The organism is Aeromonas sp. 96A (assembly GCF_051919165.1).
Classification (GTDB): Bacteria; Pseudomonadota; Gammaproteobacteria; order Enterobacterales; family Aeromonadaceae; genus Aeromonas; species Aeromonas veronii.
Genome location: NZ_JBQBFE010000001.1, coordinates 2035970 through 2051880, shown reverse-complemented (window position 1 = coordinate 2051880; position 15911 = coordinate 2035970). Strand labels below are relative to the sequence as shown.

The window sequence follows — 15911 nt, the reverse complement described above, 5'->3', positions numbered from 1 at the left end:
TCACGGCGGCAGATATGCGCACAAAATAAACTTTTTGCTAAATTGGCCTTGCCTAGGCAAATCGTTCTGCGTAGAATGCCCGCCCATTGTTATAGGTTTTTGCGCGTGTCTGGCCTTGAGCAAAAGACACGCCTTTACGGAGTTAATCAAATGTACGCGGTATTCCAAAGCGGCGGAAAACAACACCGTGTGGCCGAAGGTCAAATCGTTCGTCTGGAAAAGCTGAACGTTGAGACTGGCGCTACCATCGACTTCAACGAAGTTCTGATGGTTGCTGCAGGCGACACTTTTAAAGTAGGTGCTCCTTTCGTTGAAGGTGGCAAGGTTGTAGCTGAAGTTGTGGCTCACGGCCGTGGCGAGAAAGTGACTATCGTCAAGTTCCGTCGTCGTAAGCACCATCGTAAGCAAGCGGGCCACCGTCAGTGGTTCACTGAAGTCAAAATCACTGGCATCAGCGCTTAATTAGAGGAGTCCGATAAATGGCACATAAAAAAGCTGGCGGTTCATCCCGCAACGGTCGCGATTCTGAAGCTAAACGCCTTGGCGTTAAGCGTTTCGGCGGCGAAACAGTTCTGGCAGGCAGCATCATCGTTCGTCAACGTGGCACCAAGTTCCACGCTGGCACCAACGTTGGCCTGGGCACCGATCACACCCTGTACGCGAAAGCGACTGGCAAGATCCTGTTCGAAGTTAAAGGTCCGCTGAATCGTAAGTACGTCAGCATCGTTGCTGAGTAATTACGGACCGCAAGGATCCGAAGCCCCGCCAACAGGCGGGGCTTTTGTTTTTCTGACGTCTTTTCTGATGTCGTTGACGAAAAAACGGAACGCAGCTGACCTTGGCTCTGACGGGCATGATTGGCAAGATGCGTATCGCCCGCAGGGGTCTGTACCACTATAATTGCGTATCGGTTTTTCGAATTAAGGTGACGGTTACCTATGAAGTTTGTTGATGAAGTCCAGATTCGAGTCGATGCCGGTGACGGTGGTAACGGTTGTGTGAGCTTTCGCCGTGAAAAGTACATCCCGAATGGTGGCCCGGACGGCGGTGACGGCGGTGACGGCGGTGATGTCTATCTGATCGCCGACGAGAACCTGAACACCCTGATCGACTACCGTTTCGAGCGTTTCCATGCCGCCGAGCGTGGCGAGAACGGCCAGAGCGCCAACTGTACCGGTCGTCGCGGCAAGGATCGTACCCTGCGCGTCCCGGTCGGCACCCGCGCCAGCGATGAGGATACCGGTGAACTGCTGGGGGATCTGACCACCCACGGCCAGAAGCTGCTGGTCGCCAAGGGCGGTTTCCACGGCCTTGGCAACACCCGCTTCAAGAGCTCCGTCAACCGTGCTCCCCGCCAGAAGAGTAATGGTACTCCGGGTGAAGTGCGTACTCTGAAGCTGGAGCTGCTGCTGCTGGCCGATGTAGGCATGCTGGGTCTGCCCAACGCAGGCAAGTCTACCTTTATTCGCGCCGTTTCTGCGGCTCGCCCGAAAGTGGCTGATTACCCCTTCACTACTCTGGTACCGAACTTGGGTGTGGTGCGTGGTGAGAACTCCCGCTCCTTCGTGATCGCCGATATCCCGGGTCTGATCGAAGGTGCTGCCGAGGGTGCTGGTCTGGGTATCCGCTTCCTGAAACACCTCGAGCGTTGCCGCGTACTGATCCACCTGGTGGATATCTGCCCGGTTGATGGCTCCGATCCTGCTGAAAATGCCGTGACCATCGTCAAGGAGCTGGAGAAGTACAGCCCGGAACTGGCGAGCAAGCCGCGCTGGTTGGTGTTTAACAAGATGGACCTGATCCTGGAAGAAGAAGCCCAGGAGGTGATGGATCGCGTCAAGGCGGCCCTGAACCACGAAGGTCCGGTCTATGCTATCACTGCCATCAGCAAGGAAGGCACCAAGAAGGTCTGCTACGACATTCTGGATCTGCTGGACACCATGCCCCGTCAGCTGGCGGAAGATGCCAAAGACGCCATTGAGAAGGTGGAGTTCAAGTGGGACGACTACCATAAGAACCAGTTGGCCAAGGCTGAAGCGGAAGCACTGGCTGCCTCTCTTGCCTTCGATGAAGGGCTTGATGATGACGATTGGGATGACGACGAAGATGATGGCGTTGAAGTCATCTACGTCCGTGACTGATCCCCGTCACTCTCATTGAAAACCGGAGCCTGAACAGGCTCCGGTTTTTTTATGTCTATCGAGCAGCAACTCATTAGGTATATTTGTGATGTCACTTATTGCCTGCTACTGATAACCGATTATACTGCCCACCAAAATTAACAATAACGAAACAATCATCTGGCGATGTCGATTGAATCGATATGCGCCGCTGTATCTCATTGTTTTAATGGAAGGTTTGCCTGTGGAAATATTTATGCGCAAATTTCTGCCTTAAGGGCTTGTTTGTGCATTTTTTTAGAGTATTCTTGCGCCCGTTTTGCCGGTTAATGCATGAATACGCAGGTTGGCCGGGCTAGGGAAAAGTAACATTAGGGCAGTCATATCATGTTGGAAAAGAGTCTCGAAGCACCTGCGGTCAATACTCGCCGTAATTTGTTGATGTTTCTGGTTCCGTCACTTATCGGGATCCTGCTGTTCATGACGCCGGTCGTCTATGACGGTAACGTCACCATCCCGGTGGCCGTGCTGGCCAAGCTGGTACAGCGCGTTTTTGCCGATTATCTGGTCGCCATGGTCAGTGCGGTGATCACCACCACCATGCTGATGACGGTGATTGCCTGGCTGTTCAAGCCAGCGATTCTGGTGCGTCGTCCTTTCCTCAACAGTTTGTTCAATGTCTCCCCTTTCTGGGCCTGCGTGCGGGTATTGGGCGGTATCTTCGTGCTGCTGACCTTCTTCCAGGTGGGGCCAGAGGTGCTTTACTCCGGCGCAACCGGTGGACTGGTGCTCAACGATCTGCTGCCGGTGCTGTTTTCGGTCTTCATTTTTGCCGGCCTGCTGCTGCCGTTGCTGCTCGATTTCGGGTTGCTGGAATTTGTCGGCACCATGATGACCCGCATCATGCGTCCGGTGTTCCGGTTGCCGGGGCGCTCCGCAGTGGACTGCTTTGCCTCCTGGCTTGGCGATGGCAGCGTCGGCATCCTGCTGACCAGCAAGCAGTACGAAGGGAAGTTCTATACCCAGCGTGAAGCCGCGGTGATTGGCACCACCTTCTCTGCGGTCTCCATCACCTTCTGTCTGGTGGTGATCTCCCAGGTGAAGCTGGAGCACATGTTTGTCCCCTTTTACCTGACCGTCTGTCTGGCGGGGGTGGTCGCCGCTATCGTGGTGCCGCGTTTACCGCCACTTTGCTGGAAGAAGGACATCTATGCCGATGGCACCCCCCTGTGCCGCAAGCAGGAAGCAGTGCCGCACCAGCACAGCGTGATGAGCTATGGCTTCGAGCGGGCGCTGACCAAGGCTGACAGCATGACTGATCTCGGCGCAGTCGCACGGGAAGGGGTGAAGAATGCACTGGATATGGTGTTTGGCGTGCTGCCGGTGGTAATGGCGATCGGTACCTGTGCCCTGATGCTGGCCGAGCACACCCCTATCTTCAACTGGCTTGGCGCTCCGTTTGTCCCCTTGCTGGAGCTGCTGCAACTGCCGGAGGCGGAAGCGGCGTCCAAGACCATCATGGTCGGTTTTGCCGACATGTTCATTCCGGCGGTGCTGGCCTCGACCATCGAGAGTGACATGACCCGCTTCGTGATTGCCGCCATGTCGGTGACCCAGCTGATCTATATGTCGGAAGTGGGCGCCCTGCTGCTGGGCAGCAAGATCCCGGTCAAGCTGTGGGAGCTGTTCGTTATCTTCCTGCTGCGCACCCTGGTCACCTTGCCGGTTATTGCCGGGGTGGCACACCTGCTGTTCTAAGGGTGCTGCGCAGTGAAAAACGGTCAACCTCGGTTGACCGTTTTCTTTTTCGCAGTAACGGGAGAGAGCACCCCTTCGGTTGGCTCAGCCTGTAGTGACGGGACACTGGATGGTCAGCGAGAGGATTGTGTTGGCGATGCGATAGGGCTTGGCTGCTTTGTAGACCTTCTTTTCGTCGTCATAGCTTCCCCCCAGATACTGGGTGCTGTAGAGCGTCTGCTGGCGGCGGTCGGTCTCCTTGTAACCTTGCGGGCAGGTCTGGTTGGCCTGCTGGAAGCAGGCTTTCATGCTGCTGCACTCGATATAGAAGCCGCGCTGGCTGGTATCGGCAAGGTGCACCGGGGTGACGGTGGGGGCGGGGGGAGACAACAGGGCGCAGCCGGACAGCGTCAGCGCGCCCAGCAGAACGAGATGTTTTGACATAGATAACCTGAACAGTGTGGTGTGACAAAGAGTGAGGGGGAGTCTGTTGCTCCCCCTTCGCTATAGGGGCACCGTTATAACCAGCCGGAGGCGCTCAGGCCAGCCCGCAAATGTAAGAAAATATGATCCACCCCCGGGCTTGCGCGGCCAGCAGGATGAGCATTCAAACAATACTTGCCTGAGATTTGTTCCGTTCGATTGCTGCCACTTGGCAGGCAGAGTGTGGCAGGAGATAGTGATTCATTCAGGTATCCCGTGCTACATTGCCCCACTTGTTACTGGCCTGTAAATCAATGGAGTGACCCATGTCTGCCATCCCCTATTCCGTGCTCGATCTGGTGCCTGTTGCCGAAGGTTCCGTACCTGCCGAGTCGTTTCGCCGTTCGCGGGATCTTGCCCGCCATGCCGAGGGTTGGGGTTACCAGCGCTACTGGCTGGCCGAACATCACAACATGCCGGGCATTGCCAGTGCCGCTACCTCGGTGCTGATCGGCCATCTGGCCGAAGCCACCACCACTCTGCGGATCGGGGCGGGTGGCATCATGCTGCCGAACCACTCGCCACTGGTGATTGCCGAGCAGTTTGGCACTTTGGCTTCGCTCTATCCCGACCGCATCGATTTGGGCCTTGGTCGCGCCCCCGGTACCGATCAGCGCACCATGCGGGCGCTGCGGCGTATGCGCAGTGGCGAGGTGGATGATTTCTCGGCCGATGTGCGCGAGCTGATGAGTTATTTTGGCGACGAGATCGGCGCGGTGCAGGCGGTGCCCGGCCAGGGGCTGCATCTGCCCATCTGGCTGCTGGGTTCCAGCCTTTACAGCGCGCAACTGGCGGCGGCGATGGGTTTGCCGTTCGGGTTTGCCTCCCATTTCGCGCCCGCCATGTTGCTGCAGGCGCTGGAGATCTACCGCAGCCAGTATCGTCCCTCTGCGCGCTGGCCCAAGCCCCATGCGGTGGTCTGCATCAACATGATCGCCGCCGACAGCGAGCGGGAGGCCCGCTTCCAGTTCACTACTGTGCAGCAGCAGTTCTTGCGCCTCCATCGCGGTGATGCGGGCAAGCTGCCCGCGCCGGTCGTCCAGCTTGGCGATGAGTGGTCTCCCCGTGAGCTGATGGCGATGGAGCAGACCCTGGCCCGCTCTCTGGTGGGCAACCCTGAGCAGGTTCGTCATGGCCTCAAGTCGCTGCTGGCGGAAACCCGTGCCGATGAGCTGATGTTCAATGGCCCCATCGTCGATCATCAGGCCCGACTGCGCTCCTTTGAAATCGCCGCCGAGCTGATGCAGAGCCTGTGATTACACATCCGGGCACATCTGCATGTGTGCCAGAGCTTGACCTTATATCTCTTTATGTTTATTCAACTAATTGATTTTAAAGAGTTGTCAGGTTGATGTCGGCCATCTGTCGTGTCACCTTTCGCGGCGTTAGCCCTATGCTGGCCCTGTCAATTACCACAAGGAGTTCGAGATGATCGTCAGGAAGTTGAGATTGCAACGGGGTTGGTCTCAGGATCAGTTGGCAACGTTGACTGGTTTGAGTGTCCGCACTATCCAGCGGATCGAGCAGGGGCAGCAACCCGGACTGGAATCTCTCAAGGCCCTGGCCGCAGTCTTTGAACTCGATGTGGCTCAACTGGATGGGTCAGAGCAACAGGAGCGCGAGATGAGAGGAAGTGACACTATGGGTCAGGATGCGGTGCAGGTATCGGCAGAGGAGCGGGCGGCAATGCGCTATGTGGAGGAGCTCAAGGGCTTCTATCACCATGTTGCCAGCTACGTGGTGGTTATCTGCGGGCTGTTTGTTATCAACTACCTGAGCAATCCGGAGTACATCTGGGCCTGGTGGCCAACCCTGGGCTGGGGATTGGGGCTTGCCTCCCATGCTGTTCGGGTGTTTCAGCCCTTCAAGCTGTTTGGCCCCGAGTGGGAGAGGCGTCAGATCGAGAAGCGGTTGGGGCGCAAGTTGTAACTTCATTCGCCGGAAAACAGGGAGCCTAAAACAGCAAGCCCGGCAGATTGCCGGGCTTTGTTATTGGAGCGGGTTGTGGCAATCCGTGCGGCAGCGACCGCCAGATTGCTGAGCACTCCCTAGCTGGCGTGAACCGGGCAGGGGGTGGCGATCAGGGCATCATCCTCGTAGCGCCACAGGGTCAGGCTGTTGCCCCAGACACAGCCGGTATCGAGTGCCTTGATGTCGCTCTTGCCGGTGTTGCCCATCAGGGCTGCCCAGTGGCCGAACACCAGAATGGGGTCGTCCACATGGTGTTCGCGCTGCTCGAACCAGGGACGCAGCCCCGGGGTCGACTCCTTGGGCCCCTTCTTGCATTTGAAGTCGAGACGACCGTCGAAATAGCAGAAGCGCATCCGGGTGAAGGTGTTGATGATGTAGCGGTAGCGGTCGAGCCCGACCAGATCATCTTTCCAGCCATCGGGCTGGTCGCCGTACATGTTGTGCAGCAGCCAGCTGTACTGGTCGCCGCGCAGCAGGCTCTCTACCTCGCGGGCGCAGTTGCGCGCGGTGCGGACATCCCATGCGGGGGAGATCCCAGCATGCACCATCATGATGGGCAGATCCGGATGTTCGGCCAGTAGCGGGCGGTGGCGCAGCCACTCCAGCAGTTCATCCCGATCAGGGGCATCCATCAGGCTTTGCAGCTTGTCTTTCTTCTTGAGCGGTGCAACGCCATCGGCGACCGCCAGCAGGTGCAGGTCGTGGTTGCCGAGCACGGTGACGGCGCGGTTGCCCAGCCCTTTGACAAAACGCAGGGTATTGAGGGAGTCCGGGCCGCGGGCGACCAGATCGCCGCAGAGCCAGAGCACGTCTTGGTCGGGATCGAACGCGGCAAGATCCAGCAGACGGCGCAAGTCGTCGTAACAGCCCTGGATGTCACCGACAAAACAGTTCGCCATGAAACCTCAGTTGATAATATTGGGGATGGCCAGCGTGAAGGGGGCGATGGGCGCCTCAAACTGCTGACCAGAGCCATCTTGCAGGGTATAGCTCCCTTCCATCACCCCAAGCGGGGTCGCCAGCGGCACGCCGCTCTGGTAGCGGTAGGTCTCACCTTCGGCAATGACGGGTTGTTCCCCGACCACGCCCGGGCCTGCCACTTCCTGCATCTTGCCATTGGCATCGGTGATGAGCCAGCGCCGATGCAGCAGTTGCACCGGGCCAGGCCCCAGATTCTCAATCTCGATCAGATAGTGAAACTGGTAAGGGTCTTTGGAGCCCGCCACATACACGGGGTATGGGCGGATCTCGATGTGCGGGAGTGCCACCGGATCAGGCCTGTTGCTGATCCGCCAGCCAGTTGGCGATCATGACAAACTGCTCGAGGGAGAGATTCTCCGGGCGCAGGTTGCCATCGATACCAAGCTCGGTCAGCTGGGCGTCGGTGATGAAGTTGGAGAAGCTGTTGCGGATGGTCTTGCGACGCTGGCCAAAGCCTTCGGTACAGACGCGATTCAGACAACGAATATCTTTTGCGACTATGGTCGGATTCTTGTGCGGGATCAGGCGAACTACGGCAGAGTCCACCTTTGGCGCCGGTTTGAAGGCACCCGGGCCCACTTCCAGCACCGGCACCACCTGGCAGTAGTACTGGGTCATCACGCTCAGACGGCCATAAGCCTTGCTGCCCGGGCCAGCGGCCAGACGCAACACCACTTCCTTTTGCAGCATGAAGTGCATGTCTTCAACCCGGTCGGCAAATTCGCACAGGTGGAAGATGAGCGGGGTGGAGATGTTGTAGGGCAGGTTGCCGAAGATGCGCAGCGGCCCCTTGCCTTCACCCATCAGGGTACTGAAGTCGAAACGCATGGCGTCCGCTTCGATGACGGTCAGCTTGTCTTTGAGGGTCGGGTGCTCGCGCAGGCGAGCTGCCAGGTCCCGGTCAAGCTCGACCACGGTCATTTTGTCCATCTGGGCGGCAACCGGCTCGGTCAGCGCGGCCAGACCCGGACCGATCTCCACCAGATTCTGACCCGGCTGCGGGTTGATGGCGGCGACGATCTGATCGATCACATACCGGTCGTGCAAGAAGTTCTGACCGAAACGCTTACGGGCCGTGTGGCCCATGTGCACCTTACTGCTCATATCTTTTTTTCTCTACCATCTTGATGGCGTGGTTAATCGCGGTGACAAGGCTACCCGGATCGGCCAGGCCCTTGCCTGCCAGATCCAGCGCGGTGCCGTGATCCACCGAAGTGCGGATGAAGGGAAGCCCCAGGGTGATATTGACCGAACTGCCGAAGCCCTTGTATTTGAGCACAGGCAGCCCCTGGTCGTGGTACATGGCGAGTACCGCATCCGCATCCTTGAGGTATTTCTCCTGGAACAGGGTGTCGGCCGGCAACGGGCCGACCAGATCGATCCCTTCCTGGCGCAGCGTGGCCAGTGCGGGTTCGATCACGTCAATCTCTTCACGTCCGAGATGGCCACCTTCCCCTGCATGGGGGTTGAGGCCGCAGACGTAAATACGGGGTTTGGCGATGCCAAACTTGGTGGCGAGATCCTCGTTGAGGATCCGGATCACCTTGCCGAGGCGATCCTCGGTGATGGCCATCGCCACATAGGCCAGCGGAATATGGGTGGTTGCCAGAGCGACCCGCAGCCCCTCGGTTGCCAGCATCATCACCACATCGGCGGTGTTGGATTGCTGGGCAAAGAACTCGGTGTGGCCGCTGAACGAGACCCCGGCCTGGTTGATGATCCCCTTGTGCACCGGCCCGGTCACCACGGCGGCAAATTCGCCGCTCATGTTGCCATCACAGGCGCGCTGCAGGGTCGCCAGCACATAGGCGCCATTGCCTTCGTTCAGCTCGCCCGGCACCACGGGGGCGCCGAGGGTGACCGGACAGACGGTCAGGGTGCCCGCCCGCTGCGGATGAGCAGGGGCGGCGGCATCGTAGGGCTCAAGATCGATGGGCAGCCCAAGCAGGGTTGCCCGCTCGCGCAGCAGCGCCGGATCGGCGATCACCACCAACTGGTGGGGCCAATCCTGCCGGGCAATCTGCAGAACCAGGTCCGGGCCGATCCCGGCCGGTTCGCCCGGGGTAACGGCAAGGCGACGGCAGCTCATCAGCTACCGGCGCCTTCGATCTGGATGTATGCCTCGTCACGCAGCTCATCCAGCCACGCCTGGGACTCTTCCACGAAGCGACGGTTGTAGATCAGCTGGTAGGCGCGCTGCTCCTGAGCCTTGTCGGTCGCATCCTGGCTGCGGCGATCTTCCACCTGCACGATGTGCCAGCCATGGCTGGTTCGGAACGGGGCACTGATCTGGCCCGGTTGCAGACGGTTGACCATGTCGCGGAACTCGGGCACATAGACGTTCGGATCAGACCAGCCCAGTTCGCCACCCTGCACCGCAGAGCCCGGATCTTCGGAGTACTTCTCCGCCATGCTGGCGAAGTTGGCCTTGCCGCTCTTGATGTCGTGCAGAATGCCATCCAGCATCCCTTTGGCTTTCTCTTCGCTCAGGATAATGGACGGCTTGATCAGGATGTGGCGGGCTTTCACCTCGGTCTGCATCACTTGCTGCTGCCCCTTGGTGTCGAACACCTTGACGATGTGCAGGCCGGCGCCGGAGCGCAGCGGGCCGACGATGTCGCCCTTCTTGGCACCCTGTACCGCTTCCGCCATCAAGGTCGGCATCTCTTGCGGGCTCATCCAGCCCCAGTCGCCCCCTTCCAGCGCCTTGGGACCGTTACTCTCGGCAATGGCCAGTTTGCGGAAGTCGGCACCTTGCTTGAGGGCGGCCAGAATGCGCTCGATCTTGCTCTTTGCTGCATCCAGCTGGGCGGCAGTGGGGTTGTCCGGCAGGGCAATCTGGATATGGCCGACGTGGTATTCGTTCTGCTGTTGACCCTGTTTCTTCAGGATCTCCACTACCTGCTTCACTTCCTGCTCGGAGATGTTGATACGGCGGCGCACCTGGTTGCGGCGCACCTCGTTCATCAGGATCTCGCGGCGAACCTCTTCCCGATACTGGGCATAGGTCATCCCTTCACGGGCGAGCTGGGCGCGCAGCTGATCCAGGGTCATCTTGTTGTCGGCAGCGATGCCCTGAATAGCCTGTTCCAGCTGGGTGTCGCTGATCTTCAGCCCCTGGCGCTCCGCCAGTTGCAACTGCAGGCTCTCCTGGATCAGCCGATCCAGCGCCTGTTTGCGCAGGGTGGCATCGTCAGGCAGGGACTGGCCGCTCTCCTGAGCGGAGAGTTTTACCTTGTTGACCAGTGCGTCCTGTTGGCTGGACAGCACCACGTCCTTGTTGACCACGGCCAGCACCTTGTCCATCAGCTCGGGCGCAGCCAGTGCGGCCTGGCTCATGGCGCCGAACATTCCCGCGGTCAGCAGGGCAATCAGGGTCTTTTTCATATCCATCTCTCAAGGCTGGGCCAGCATCATTGCTGGCCTTTCAGATTAAACGGGCGAACATAGGGCAACAGCTCGGTATCCAGTGTGACGCTGCGGCCACCTGTACCCACGCTGCCAAGTCCCTTCATTTCAAACTGCAGACCAATGACTTTTTCCGAAGTGGGCTTCAGGGTGACGTTGTCCGGCTGATTGTGCCACTCCAGGCTCATATTGATGCTCCAGCAGCAGGAGTCGTATTTGACACCGATCTTGCGGTCAATGTTCACATCCTGCTTGATGTCACGGTAGTAACCGCCATACATCTGCCACTGATCGGCGATCGGCGCCATCATCACCAGGCCCGCCTGGCTCAGATCTTCTGCTAGTGCCGTGTTGGTCGGATAGCGATAGTCCAGGTTGCCATCCTTGATGTAGCGGTAGTTGACCTGAGTGGTCAGCTTGCCGGTTCGGTACTCGACTGCACCGTTGCCAGCCGTAAATTCACCCTCGGAGGTATCGTACTGGGTCCCCGCATGGGCAAACCACTCATCGGTGATCCGGGCATCCCCCTCGAACGAGAGCAGGGAGCGGGCGTTGGTGCTTTCCGGATTTGAAGGGTAGAGGCGCACCTTGGGTGGTGTCATTTCGAAGGCCTGGGCCACCGCCAGACGCAACCGTTCATCACCCACATTGTCATAGACCCGGCTGGTCAGGCCAACGGTGACCCGATTGGCATCGCTGATGCGGTCGAGACCGGCAAAGCGGCGGTCACTGAACAGGCTGTAGTAGTCCTGACGGGTGGTGGTGGAGTCGTAGATCCCGATCTCGTCCTGATTTTTGTAAGGGATATAGAGGTACTGGAACTCGGGTTCCAGGGTTTGGGTGCCCTTGCCATCATACCAGTCGAGCGGCCGATCGAAGTTGACGCCCCCCTTGAGGCGGAAGGAGGGCAGAGTACGGGTAATGGTGCCCTCTTTCAGGGTCAGCTGTTTGCTGTCTGCATCGGTGAAACGGCTGCGGTCCTGGCTAACCAGATTATCGGGTACCTCCTGGTTGTAGGAGGTAAACATCAGCTTGTACTGACTGGTCAGGTAGTAACCCGGTGCATCCACCAAGGGCACGGTCAGGGTTGGCGCCAGATGCAGGCGGGTGGCGGTATAGCGCTCACCTGCTTGCAGAGTAGCGGCACTGCCACTGTCATAGCCAAACTTGGTCAGTTCACTGTTCCAGGCCAGATCGAACCACTTGCCTTGCTGATAGTAGTTGTAGTCGATACGCGGCAGCATCTCGTGGGGCAGCAGCGCATATGGGCTCAGGATTTGGTAGCGGCGCACCTCGGAGGTGAGGTTCCAGTTGTGCTGGTAGTAGCCGGCGGTAAAGGATTGCTGCAACTGACTGTCGACCTGAGTGCCCACTTGCGGGCTGAAGTCGTTGAAGTAGTTGTAATCCTTGTCGCGCACCTGGGTGTAGTCGATACCAAAACGCAGGCTGCCATCCATCAGGGCGGAACCGTGGCGGACGTTCATCAGGTAGCGATGGCCATCGGACAGACCCGCCAGACTCGGGTTGCTCGGGCTGTACTGCTTGTCATCTGCCAGATTTTCAAAATAGAGGGTGCCGGTGTGGGCGGGGTCCGGCATGTAGCGGAACTCCACCTGTTCCATCAGGCCGCGTTTATCCATAAAACGGGAGGTGATGGTGGCATCGTAGTTGGGAGCTATGTTCCAGTAGAAGGGCTGGGTGATATCCATGCCGTTGCTGGAGCTCTGCTTGTAGCCCGGGTAGAGCAGACCGGTCTTCCGCTCATCCTTGATGGGGAAGTTGATATAGGGGAAGTAGAACACCGGGTAATCATAGAGCCAGAGGCTGGCATTCCAGGCTTCGCCGAACACCTCTTTCTGGTCGATGTCGATGCTGCCCGCCTTGAGGGTCCACACTTCCTGACCGGGGGGGCAGGTGGTGTACTGGGCCCCCTCCATGGTGATGTTCTGGTTGTTGTTGGTCATCACCACGCGCTTGGCAAAGCCGCGCACCGGTGAGCCATGCACCTGATACTTGCCCTCTTCCAGTTCGGAGTTCTTGGTATCCAGGTTGGATTTGAGGGTCTTGTCGCTGGTGACGGTCACCTGACCGTCGTTGTAATAGATGTTGCCGATGGCGATGACATCCCGGCTCTTCTGGTCGAGCTGGGCATAGTCGGAGTCAAACTTGCGAACACCCTGACGAACCTTGACGTCACCTTCATAGACGGCGGTGCCGCCCTGTTTGGCCTCGAGACGGTCAGCATCAACCTCGACCGGCTGTGCGTTGGCATCCTGATCCGATGCAGGCTTCTCTATCTTGGGAACATAGTCATAGCAGAGACTATCTAGAATGCCGGTGGCTGGCGGCGCTTCGAACGGGGCCGCCTGCACCATCATAGAGGTGAGTGCGGGGGCCAGGCTGATAGTCAGGGCGATGGGATAGCGGTACCCCAGTGTCCATTTTGTCATGTGAAAGACTCGTGCAATCCGTGATAGATACGGTTGATCCAAGGCATGCATTTTACGACAGGTTTCATCGAGTTGACATTGCATGTCATTGCTTTATGTTAGCCGGCAATGATAAAGCATTATTGCGGCCAGGGCTAACAGCCAAGTGCTGCTTTCCACCTTGGTCCTCTATTTATGCACGATCGCGATTCCCTGCTATTGCAGTGGGCACGCCGTATTTCCGGTGATGCCAATCTTCAGTTGACCCTCATTTCCGGTGATGCCAGCTTCCGCCGCTACTCTCGTGGTGGTGGTCTTGTGTGGGTGGATGCCAATCCGAAAACCGAAAAAAATCATGAGTTTGTTCGTAACGCGGCCGCCTTGCAGGCGCGTCAGCTGTTGGCGCCAGAGGTGAAGGCGGTGGACTACGAACAGGGTCTGCTGGCGGTCAGTGATCTGGGCGATACCCAGCTGATCAGCTGCCTGAACGAGAACAACGTGCTGGCCTGGTATGGCAAGGCGATTGATTTGCTGCCCCGCCTGGGGGCGGTTGAACTGGCGCTTGAACCCTTCGATGCGGCATTTATGGCGCGGGAGAACAGCATTTTCCCCGAGTGGCTGCTTGGCCATTATCTGCAACTGACTCTGAGCCATGAAGAGCAGCAACTGCTGGACGAGACCTTTGCTTGTCTCACCGCCTGCAATCTGGCCCAGCCGCAGGGGGTGATGCATAGAGATTTCCACAGTCGCAACCTGATGGTGTGTGGCGGGGATACCCCCGAGAGCAGCACTCTTGCCATCATCGATTTTCAGGATATGGTCATCGGGCCGCTTACCTATGACCTGGTCTCCCTGCTGAAAGATTGCTACGTGCGCTGGCCGGACGAGGTGATCGATGAAGGGATGCGCCACGGCTTTGTCACCCTGCAACAGGCGGGTCTGCTTGGCGAGCTCGATTATGCCAGTTTCCGTCGTGATGCCGACCTGACCGGCATGCAGCGCCACCTCAAAGCGGCGGGAATCTTCACCCGGCTCTATCATCGCGACGGCAAGTCCGGCTATCTCAAGGATATTCCCCGCACCCTCGGCTACGTGGTGGATGTCTGTCGCACTCACGGTAGTGCCTATCCGGTATTGGCCCGTTTTGGTCAGTGGCTGGAGCAGGTGGTGTTGCCGGGGATCGCCAACGCTGGGGTGAAACCATGAAGGCAATGATCCTGGCCGCTGGCCGTGGCGAGCGGATGCGCCCGCTGACCGACCTGCTGCCCAAGCCGCTGCTGGCGGTGGGGGGCAAGCCGCTCATCGTTCATCACATCGAAAAACTCAAAGCCGCTGGCGTGACCGAGCTGGTGATCAACCATGCCTGGCTCGGCCACAAGTTGGTCGAGAGCCTGGGTGATGGCAGTGCGCTTGGCGTGACCATCCACTGGTCAGCCGAGGAGAGCGCACTGGAGACCGCGGGCGGCATCGTGCAGGCGCTGCCACTGCTGGGCGAAGCCCCTTTTCTGGTGATCAACGGCGATACCTGGCTCGATCTCGATTATCACACACTGGTCAGCCAGCCCCTTGGCGATGATCTGGCCCACCTTTGGCTGGTGCCCAATCCGCCCCAGCACCCGAGCGGGGACTTTGCCCTGCAAGAAGGGCGAGTCATGGATACGCCAGCGTTTACCTTCAGCGGGGTCGGACTATATGATCCGGCGGCCTTTGCCGGTCTCGCGGGCGGCGCCCGCAAACTGGCGCCCCTGCTCCGTGACTGGATGGCGCAAGGGCGGGTGGGCGGCAGCCTGCTCGCTGGCGAGTGGCGCGATATCGGCACTGTCGACCGTCTGCGCGAGCTGGACGAACAGCTTCAGCGCCGCGCTCAATAACATCAAGAGGTCTTGAACCATGCGTATTTGGGGTAAGGTGCTGGGCGCCTTCTTCGGTTTTCTGCTCGGCAACATCATCGGTGCCCTGATTGGTCTCTGGATTGGCCACCGTTTCGATCGCGGCATGGGGCTGCAGGGGGCGTTTCGCCGCACTCCGACTCAGGAGCAACAGGCTGTCTTCTTCCATGCCACCTTCTCGGTGATGGGCCATATCGCCAAATCGAGCGGTCAGGTGACCGAGCAGGAGATCCGGGTCGCCTCCAATCTGATGGATCGGATGCGTCTCTCCGGCGAGCTGCGCAGCCGCGCGCAGGATTCGTTCCGGCAGGGCAAGGAGGCAGGTTTCCCGTTGCGCGAGACCCTGGCCGAGTTTCGTCGGGCCAGCCAGGGCCAGCGCGATATCCTGCGCTTCTTTCTGGAAGTGCAGCTGCAGGCCGCCTTTGCCGATGGTCGGGTAGAGGATGGTGAACGCGCCATCCTGCACACCATTGCTGACGAGCTGGGCTTTAGCCGCATCGAGCTGGCCCGCATTCTGGCGATGGCCGAGGCGCAGATGAACTTCTTCAATCAGGCCCATGGTCAGTATCAGGGGGGCGGCGCAGGTGGCCAGCAGTATCGGCAGGCGCCTCCCTCGGCGGATCGCCTCAAGAATGCCTACCAGCTGCTGGGGGTAAGCGAGAGCGACAGCGATCAGGATATCAAGCGCGCCTACCGCAAGGAGATGAGCAAGCATCACCCGGACAAGCTGGCCGCCAAGGGATTGCCGCCGGAGATGATGGAGATGGCCAAGGAGAAGACCCAGGAGATCCAGCAAGCCTGGGAGTGGATCCGCGAGGCACGCGGTATCCGTTAAGCGCCAAAGTCAGGCTGGAAAAGACAATAAAAAGCCCCACAGCAGTGCGGGGCTTTTG

General features: G+C 58.9%; 16 protein-coding genes. 9 read left to right on the top strand and 7 right to left on the bottom strand.

What is annotated here, in order from left to right:
- Nucleotides 1–150 precede the first annotated feature (150 nt).
- The 4 genes from rplU to ACTG2W_RS09290 all read left to right on the top strand — a co-directional run bounded on the left by rplU (nucleotide 151) and on the right by ACTG2W_RS09290 (nucleotide 3878).
- Nucleotides 151–462, top strand: coding sequence for a 50S ribosomal protein L21 (gene rplU, locus ACTG2W_RS09305; RefSeq protein WP_005304210.1), 312 nt, complete (start codon nucleotides 151–153; stop codon nucleotides 460–462).
- Between the two features lie 17 nt (nucleotides 463–479).
- Complete coding sequence (gene rpmA, locus ACTG2W_RS09300) at nucleotides 480–737, top strand: 50S ribosomal protein L27 (RefSeq protein ID WP_005311678.1); 258 nt, start codon at nucleotides 480–482, stop codon at nucleotides 735–737.
- A 201-nt stretch (nucleotides 738–938) separates the two neighbouring features.
- Nucleotides 939–2141 carry an Obg family GTPase CgtA gene (gene cgtA / locus ACTG2W_RS09295; RefSeq protein ID WP_440016171.1) on the top strand — a complete coding sequence of 401 codons (1203 nt, stop codon included), beginning with the start codon at nucleotides 939–941 and terminating at the stop codon, nucleotides 2139–2141.
- Nucleotides 2142–2507: 366 nt separating this feature from the next.
- Nucleotides 2508–3878, top strand: coding sequence for a YjiH family protein (locus ACTG2W_RS09290; RefSeq protein ID WP_005339025.1), 1371 nt, complete (start codon nucleotides 2508–2510; stop codon nucleotides 3876–3878).
- Between the two features lie 84 nt (nucleotides 3879–3962).
- On the opposite strand, the gene ACTG2W_RS09285 is transcribed toward ACTG2W_RS09290, so the two are convergent.
- Nucleotides 3963–4301: a hypothetical protein gene (locus ACTG2W_RS09285; RefSeq protein ID WP_106842265.1), complete on the bottom strand. Its 339-nt coding sequence runs from the start codon at nucleotides 4299–4301 to the stop codon at nucleotides 3963–3965.
- Between the two features lie 305 nt (nucleotides 4302–4606).
- On the opposite strand from ACTG2W_RS09285, the gene ACTG2W_RS09280 reads away from it, so the two are divergent.
- Both ACTG2W_RS09280 and ACTG2W_RS09275 read left to right on the top strand, forming a co-directional pair.
- Nucleotides 4607–5596, top strand: a complete 990-nt coding sequence (locus ACTG2W_RS09280) for a luciferase-like monooxygenase (protein WP_106842266.1) — start codon at nucleotides 4607–4609, stop codon at nucleotides 5594–5596.
- Nucleotides 5597–5768: 172 nt separating this feature from the next.
- The gene (locus ACTG2W_RS09275; protein WP_021231934.1) at nucleotides 5769–6269 is read left to right on the top strand and encodes a 2TM domain-containing protein; all 501 of its coding nucleotides are present in this window, start codon (nucleotides 5769–5771) and stop codon (nucleotides 6267–6269) included.
- Nucleotides 6270–6388: 119 nt separating this feature from the next.
- On the opposite strand, the gene ACTG2W_RS09270 is transcribed toward ACTG2W_RS09275, so the two are convergent.
- Genes ACTG2W_RS09270 through lptD form a run of 6 tightly spaced genes read right to left on the bottom strand, consistent with a single transcriptional unit; the run spans nucleotide 6389 to nucleotide 13150 of the window.
- Nucleotides 6389–7210 (bottom strand): symmetrical bis(5'-nucleosyl)-tetraphosphatase, encoded by an 822-nt coding sequence (locus ACTG2W_RS09270; RefSeq protein WP_106842267.1) that lies wholly within the window; start codon nucleotides 7208–7210, stop codon nucleotides 6389–6391.
- Nucleotides 7211–7216: 6 nt separating this feature from the next.
- Nucleotides 7217–7579, bottom strand: coding sequence for a Co2+/Mg2+ efflux protein ApaG (gene apaG / locus ACTG2W_RS09265; RefSeq protein ID WP_040065073.1), 363 nt, complete (start codon nucleotides 7577–7579; stop codon nucleotides 7217–7219).
- A gap of 4 nt (nucleotides 7580–7583) precedes the next feature.
- A complete protein-coding gene (gene rsmA / locus ACTG2W_RS09260) occupies nucleotides 7584–8396 on the bottom strand; it encodes a 16S rRNA (adenine(1518)-N(6)/adenine(1519)-N(6))-dimethyltransferase RsmA (RefSeq protein WP_040065075.1) in 813 nt (270 codons plus the stop codon).
- Complete coding sequence (gene pdxA, locus ACTG2W_RS09255) at nucleotides 8386–9381, bottom strand: 4-hydroxythreonine-4-phosphate dehydrogenase PdxA (RefSeq protein ID WP_106842268.1); 996 nt, start codon at nucleotides 9379–9381, stop codon at nucleotides 8386–8388. The genes rsmA and pdxA overlap by 11 nt, the downstream gene beginning before the upstream one ends.
- Nucleotides 9381–10679 (bottom strand): peptidylprolyl isomerase SurA, encoded by a 1299-nt coding sequence (gene surA / locus ACTG2W_RS09250; protein ID WP_106842570.1) that lies wholly within the window; start codon nucleotides 10677–10679, stop codon nucleotides 9381–9383. Before surA ends, pdxA begins: the two co-directional genes overlap by 1 nt.
- Nucleotides 10680–10705: 26 nt before the next feature.
- The gene (gene lptD, locus ACTG2W_RS09245) at nucleotides 10706–13150 is read right to left on the bottom strand and encodes an LPS assembly protein LptD (RefSeq protein WP_106842269.1); all 2445 of its coding nucleotides are present in this window, start codon (nucleotides 13148–13150) and stop codon (nucleotides 10706–10708) included.
- 174 nt (nucleotides 13151–13324) lie between these two features.
- Between lptD and ACTG2W_RS09240 the strand changes: the two genes are divergently transcribed.
- The 3 genes from ACTG2W_RS09240 to djlA are packed head-to-tail and all read left to right on the top strand — an operon-like array spanning nucleotide 13325 to nucleotide 15853.
- Nucleotides 13325–14335: an aminoglycoside phosphotransferase family protein gene (locus tag ACTG2W_RS09240; RefSeq protein WP_106842270.1), complete on the top strand. Its 1011-nt coding sequence runs from the start codon at nucleotides 13325–13327 to the stop codon at nucleotides 14333–14335.
- Entirely contained in the window at nucleotides 14332–15000 is a 669-nt protein-coding gene (murU, locus tag ACTG2W_RS09235) for an N-acetylmuramate alpha-1-phosphate uridylyltransferase MurU (protein WP_106842271.1), read from the top strand. The genes ACTG2W_RS09240 and murU overlap by 4 nt, the downstream gene beginning before the upstream one ends.
- A 19-nt stretch (nucleotides 15001–15019) precedes the next feature.
- Nucleotides 15020–15853 (top strand): co-chaperone DjlA, encoded by an 834-nt coding sequence (gene djlA / locus ACTG2W_RS09230; protein WP_106842272.1) that lies wholly within the window; start codon nucleotides 15020–15022, stop codon nucleotides 15851–15853.
- Nucleotides 15854–15911: the final 58 nt, after the last annotated feature.

Excerpts from the sequence above, each read along its gene's own strand:
- rplU (WP_005304210.1), top strand. The coding sequence starts at position 151 with ATGTACGCGGTATTCCAAAGCGGCGGAAAACAACACCGTGTGGCCGAA.
- rpmA (WP_005311678.1), top strand. The coding sequence starts at position 480 with ATGGCACATAAAAAAGCTGGCGGTTCATCCCGCAACGGTCGCGATTCT.
- cgtA (WP_440016171.1), top strand. The coding sequence starts at position 939 with ATGAAGTTTGTTGATGAAGTCCAGATTCGAGTCGATGCCGGTGACGGT.
- ACTG2W_RS09290 (WP_005339025.1), top strand. The coding sequence starts at position 2,508 with ATGTTGGAAAAGAGTCTCGAAGCACCTGCGGTCAATACTCGCCGTAAT.
- ACTG2W_RS09285 (WP_106842265.1), bottom strand. The coding sequence starts at position 4,301 with ATGTCAAAACATCTCGTTCTGCTGGGCGCGCTGACGCTGTCCGGCTGC.
- ACTG2W_RS09280 (WP_106842266.1), top strand. The coding sequence starts at position 4,607 with ATGTCTGCCATCCCCTATTCCGTGCTCGATCTGGTGCCTGTTGCCGAA.
- ACTG2W_RS09275 (WP_021231934.1), top strand. The coding sequence starts at position 5,769 with ATGATCGTCAGGAAGTTGAGATTGCAACGGGGTTGGTCTCAGGATCAG.
- ACTG2W_RS09270 (WP_106842267.1), bottom strand. The coding sequence starts at position 7,210 with ATGGCGAACTGTTTTGTCGGTGACATCCAGGGCTGTTACGACGACTTG.
- rsmA (WP_040065075.1), bottom strand. The coding sequence starts at position 8,396 with ATGAGCAGTAAGGTGCACATGGGCCACACGGCCCGTAAGCGTTTCGGT.
- pdxA (WP_106842268.1), bottom strand. The coding sequence starts at position 9,381 with ATGAGCTGCCGTCGCCTTGCCGTTACCCCGGGCGAACCGGCCGGGATC.
- surA (WP_106842570.1), bottom strand. The coding sequence starts at position 10,679 with ATGAAAAAGACCCTGATTGCCCTGCTGACCGCGGGAATGTTCGGCGCC.
- lptD (WP_106842269.1), bottom strand. The coding sequence starts at position 13,150 with ATGACAAAATGGACACTGGGGTACCGCTATCCCATCGCCCTGACTATC.
- ACTG2W_RS09240 (WP_106842270.1), top strand. The coding sequence starts at position 13,325 with ATGCACGATCGCGATTCCCTGCTATTGCAGTGGGCACGCCGTATTTCC.
- murU (WP_106842271.1), top strand. The coding sequence starts at position 14,332 with ATGAAGGCAATGATCCTGGCCGCTGGCCGTGGCGAGCGGATGCGCCCG.
- djlA (WP_106842272.1), top strand. The coding sequence starts at position 15,020 with ATGCGTATTTGGGGTAAGGTGCTGGGCGCCTTCTTCGGTTTTCTGCTC.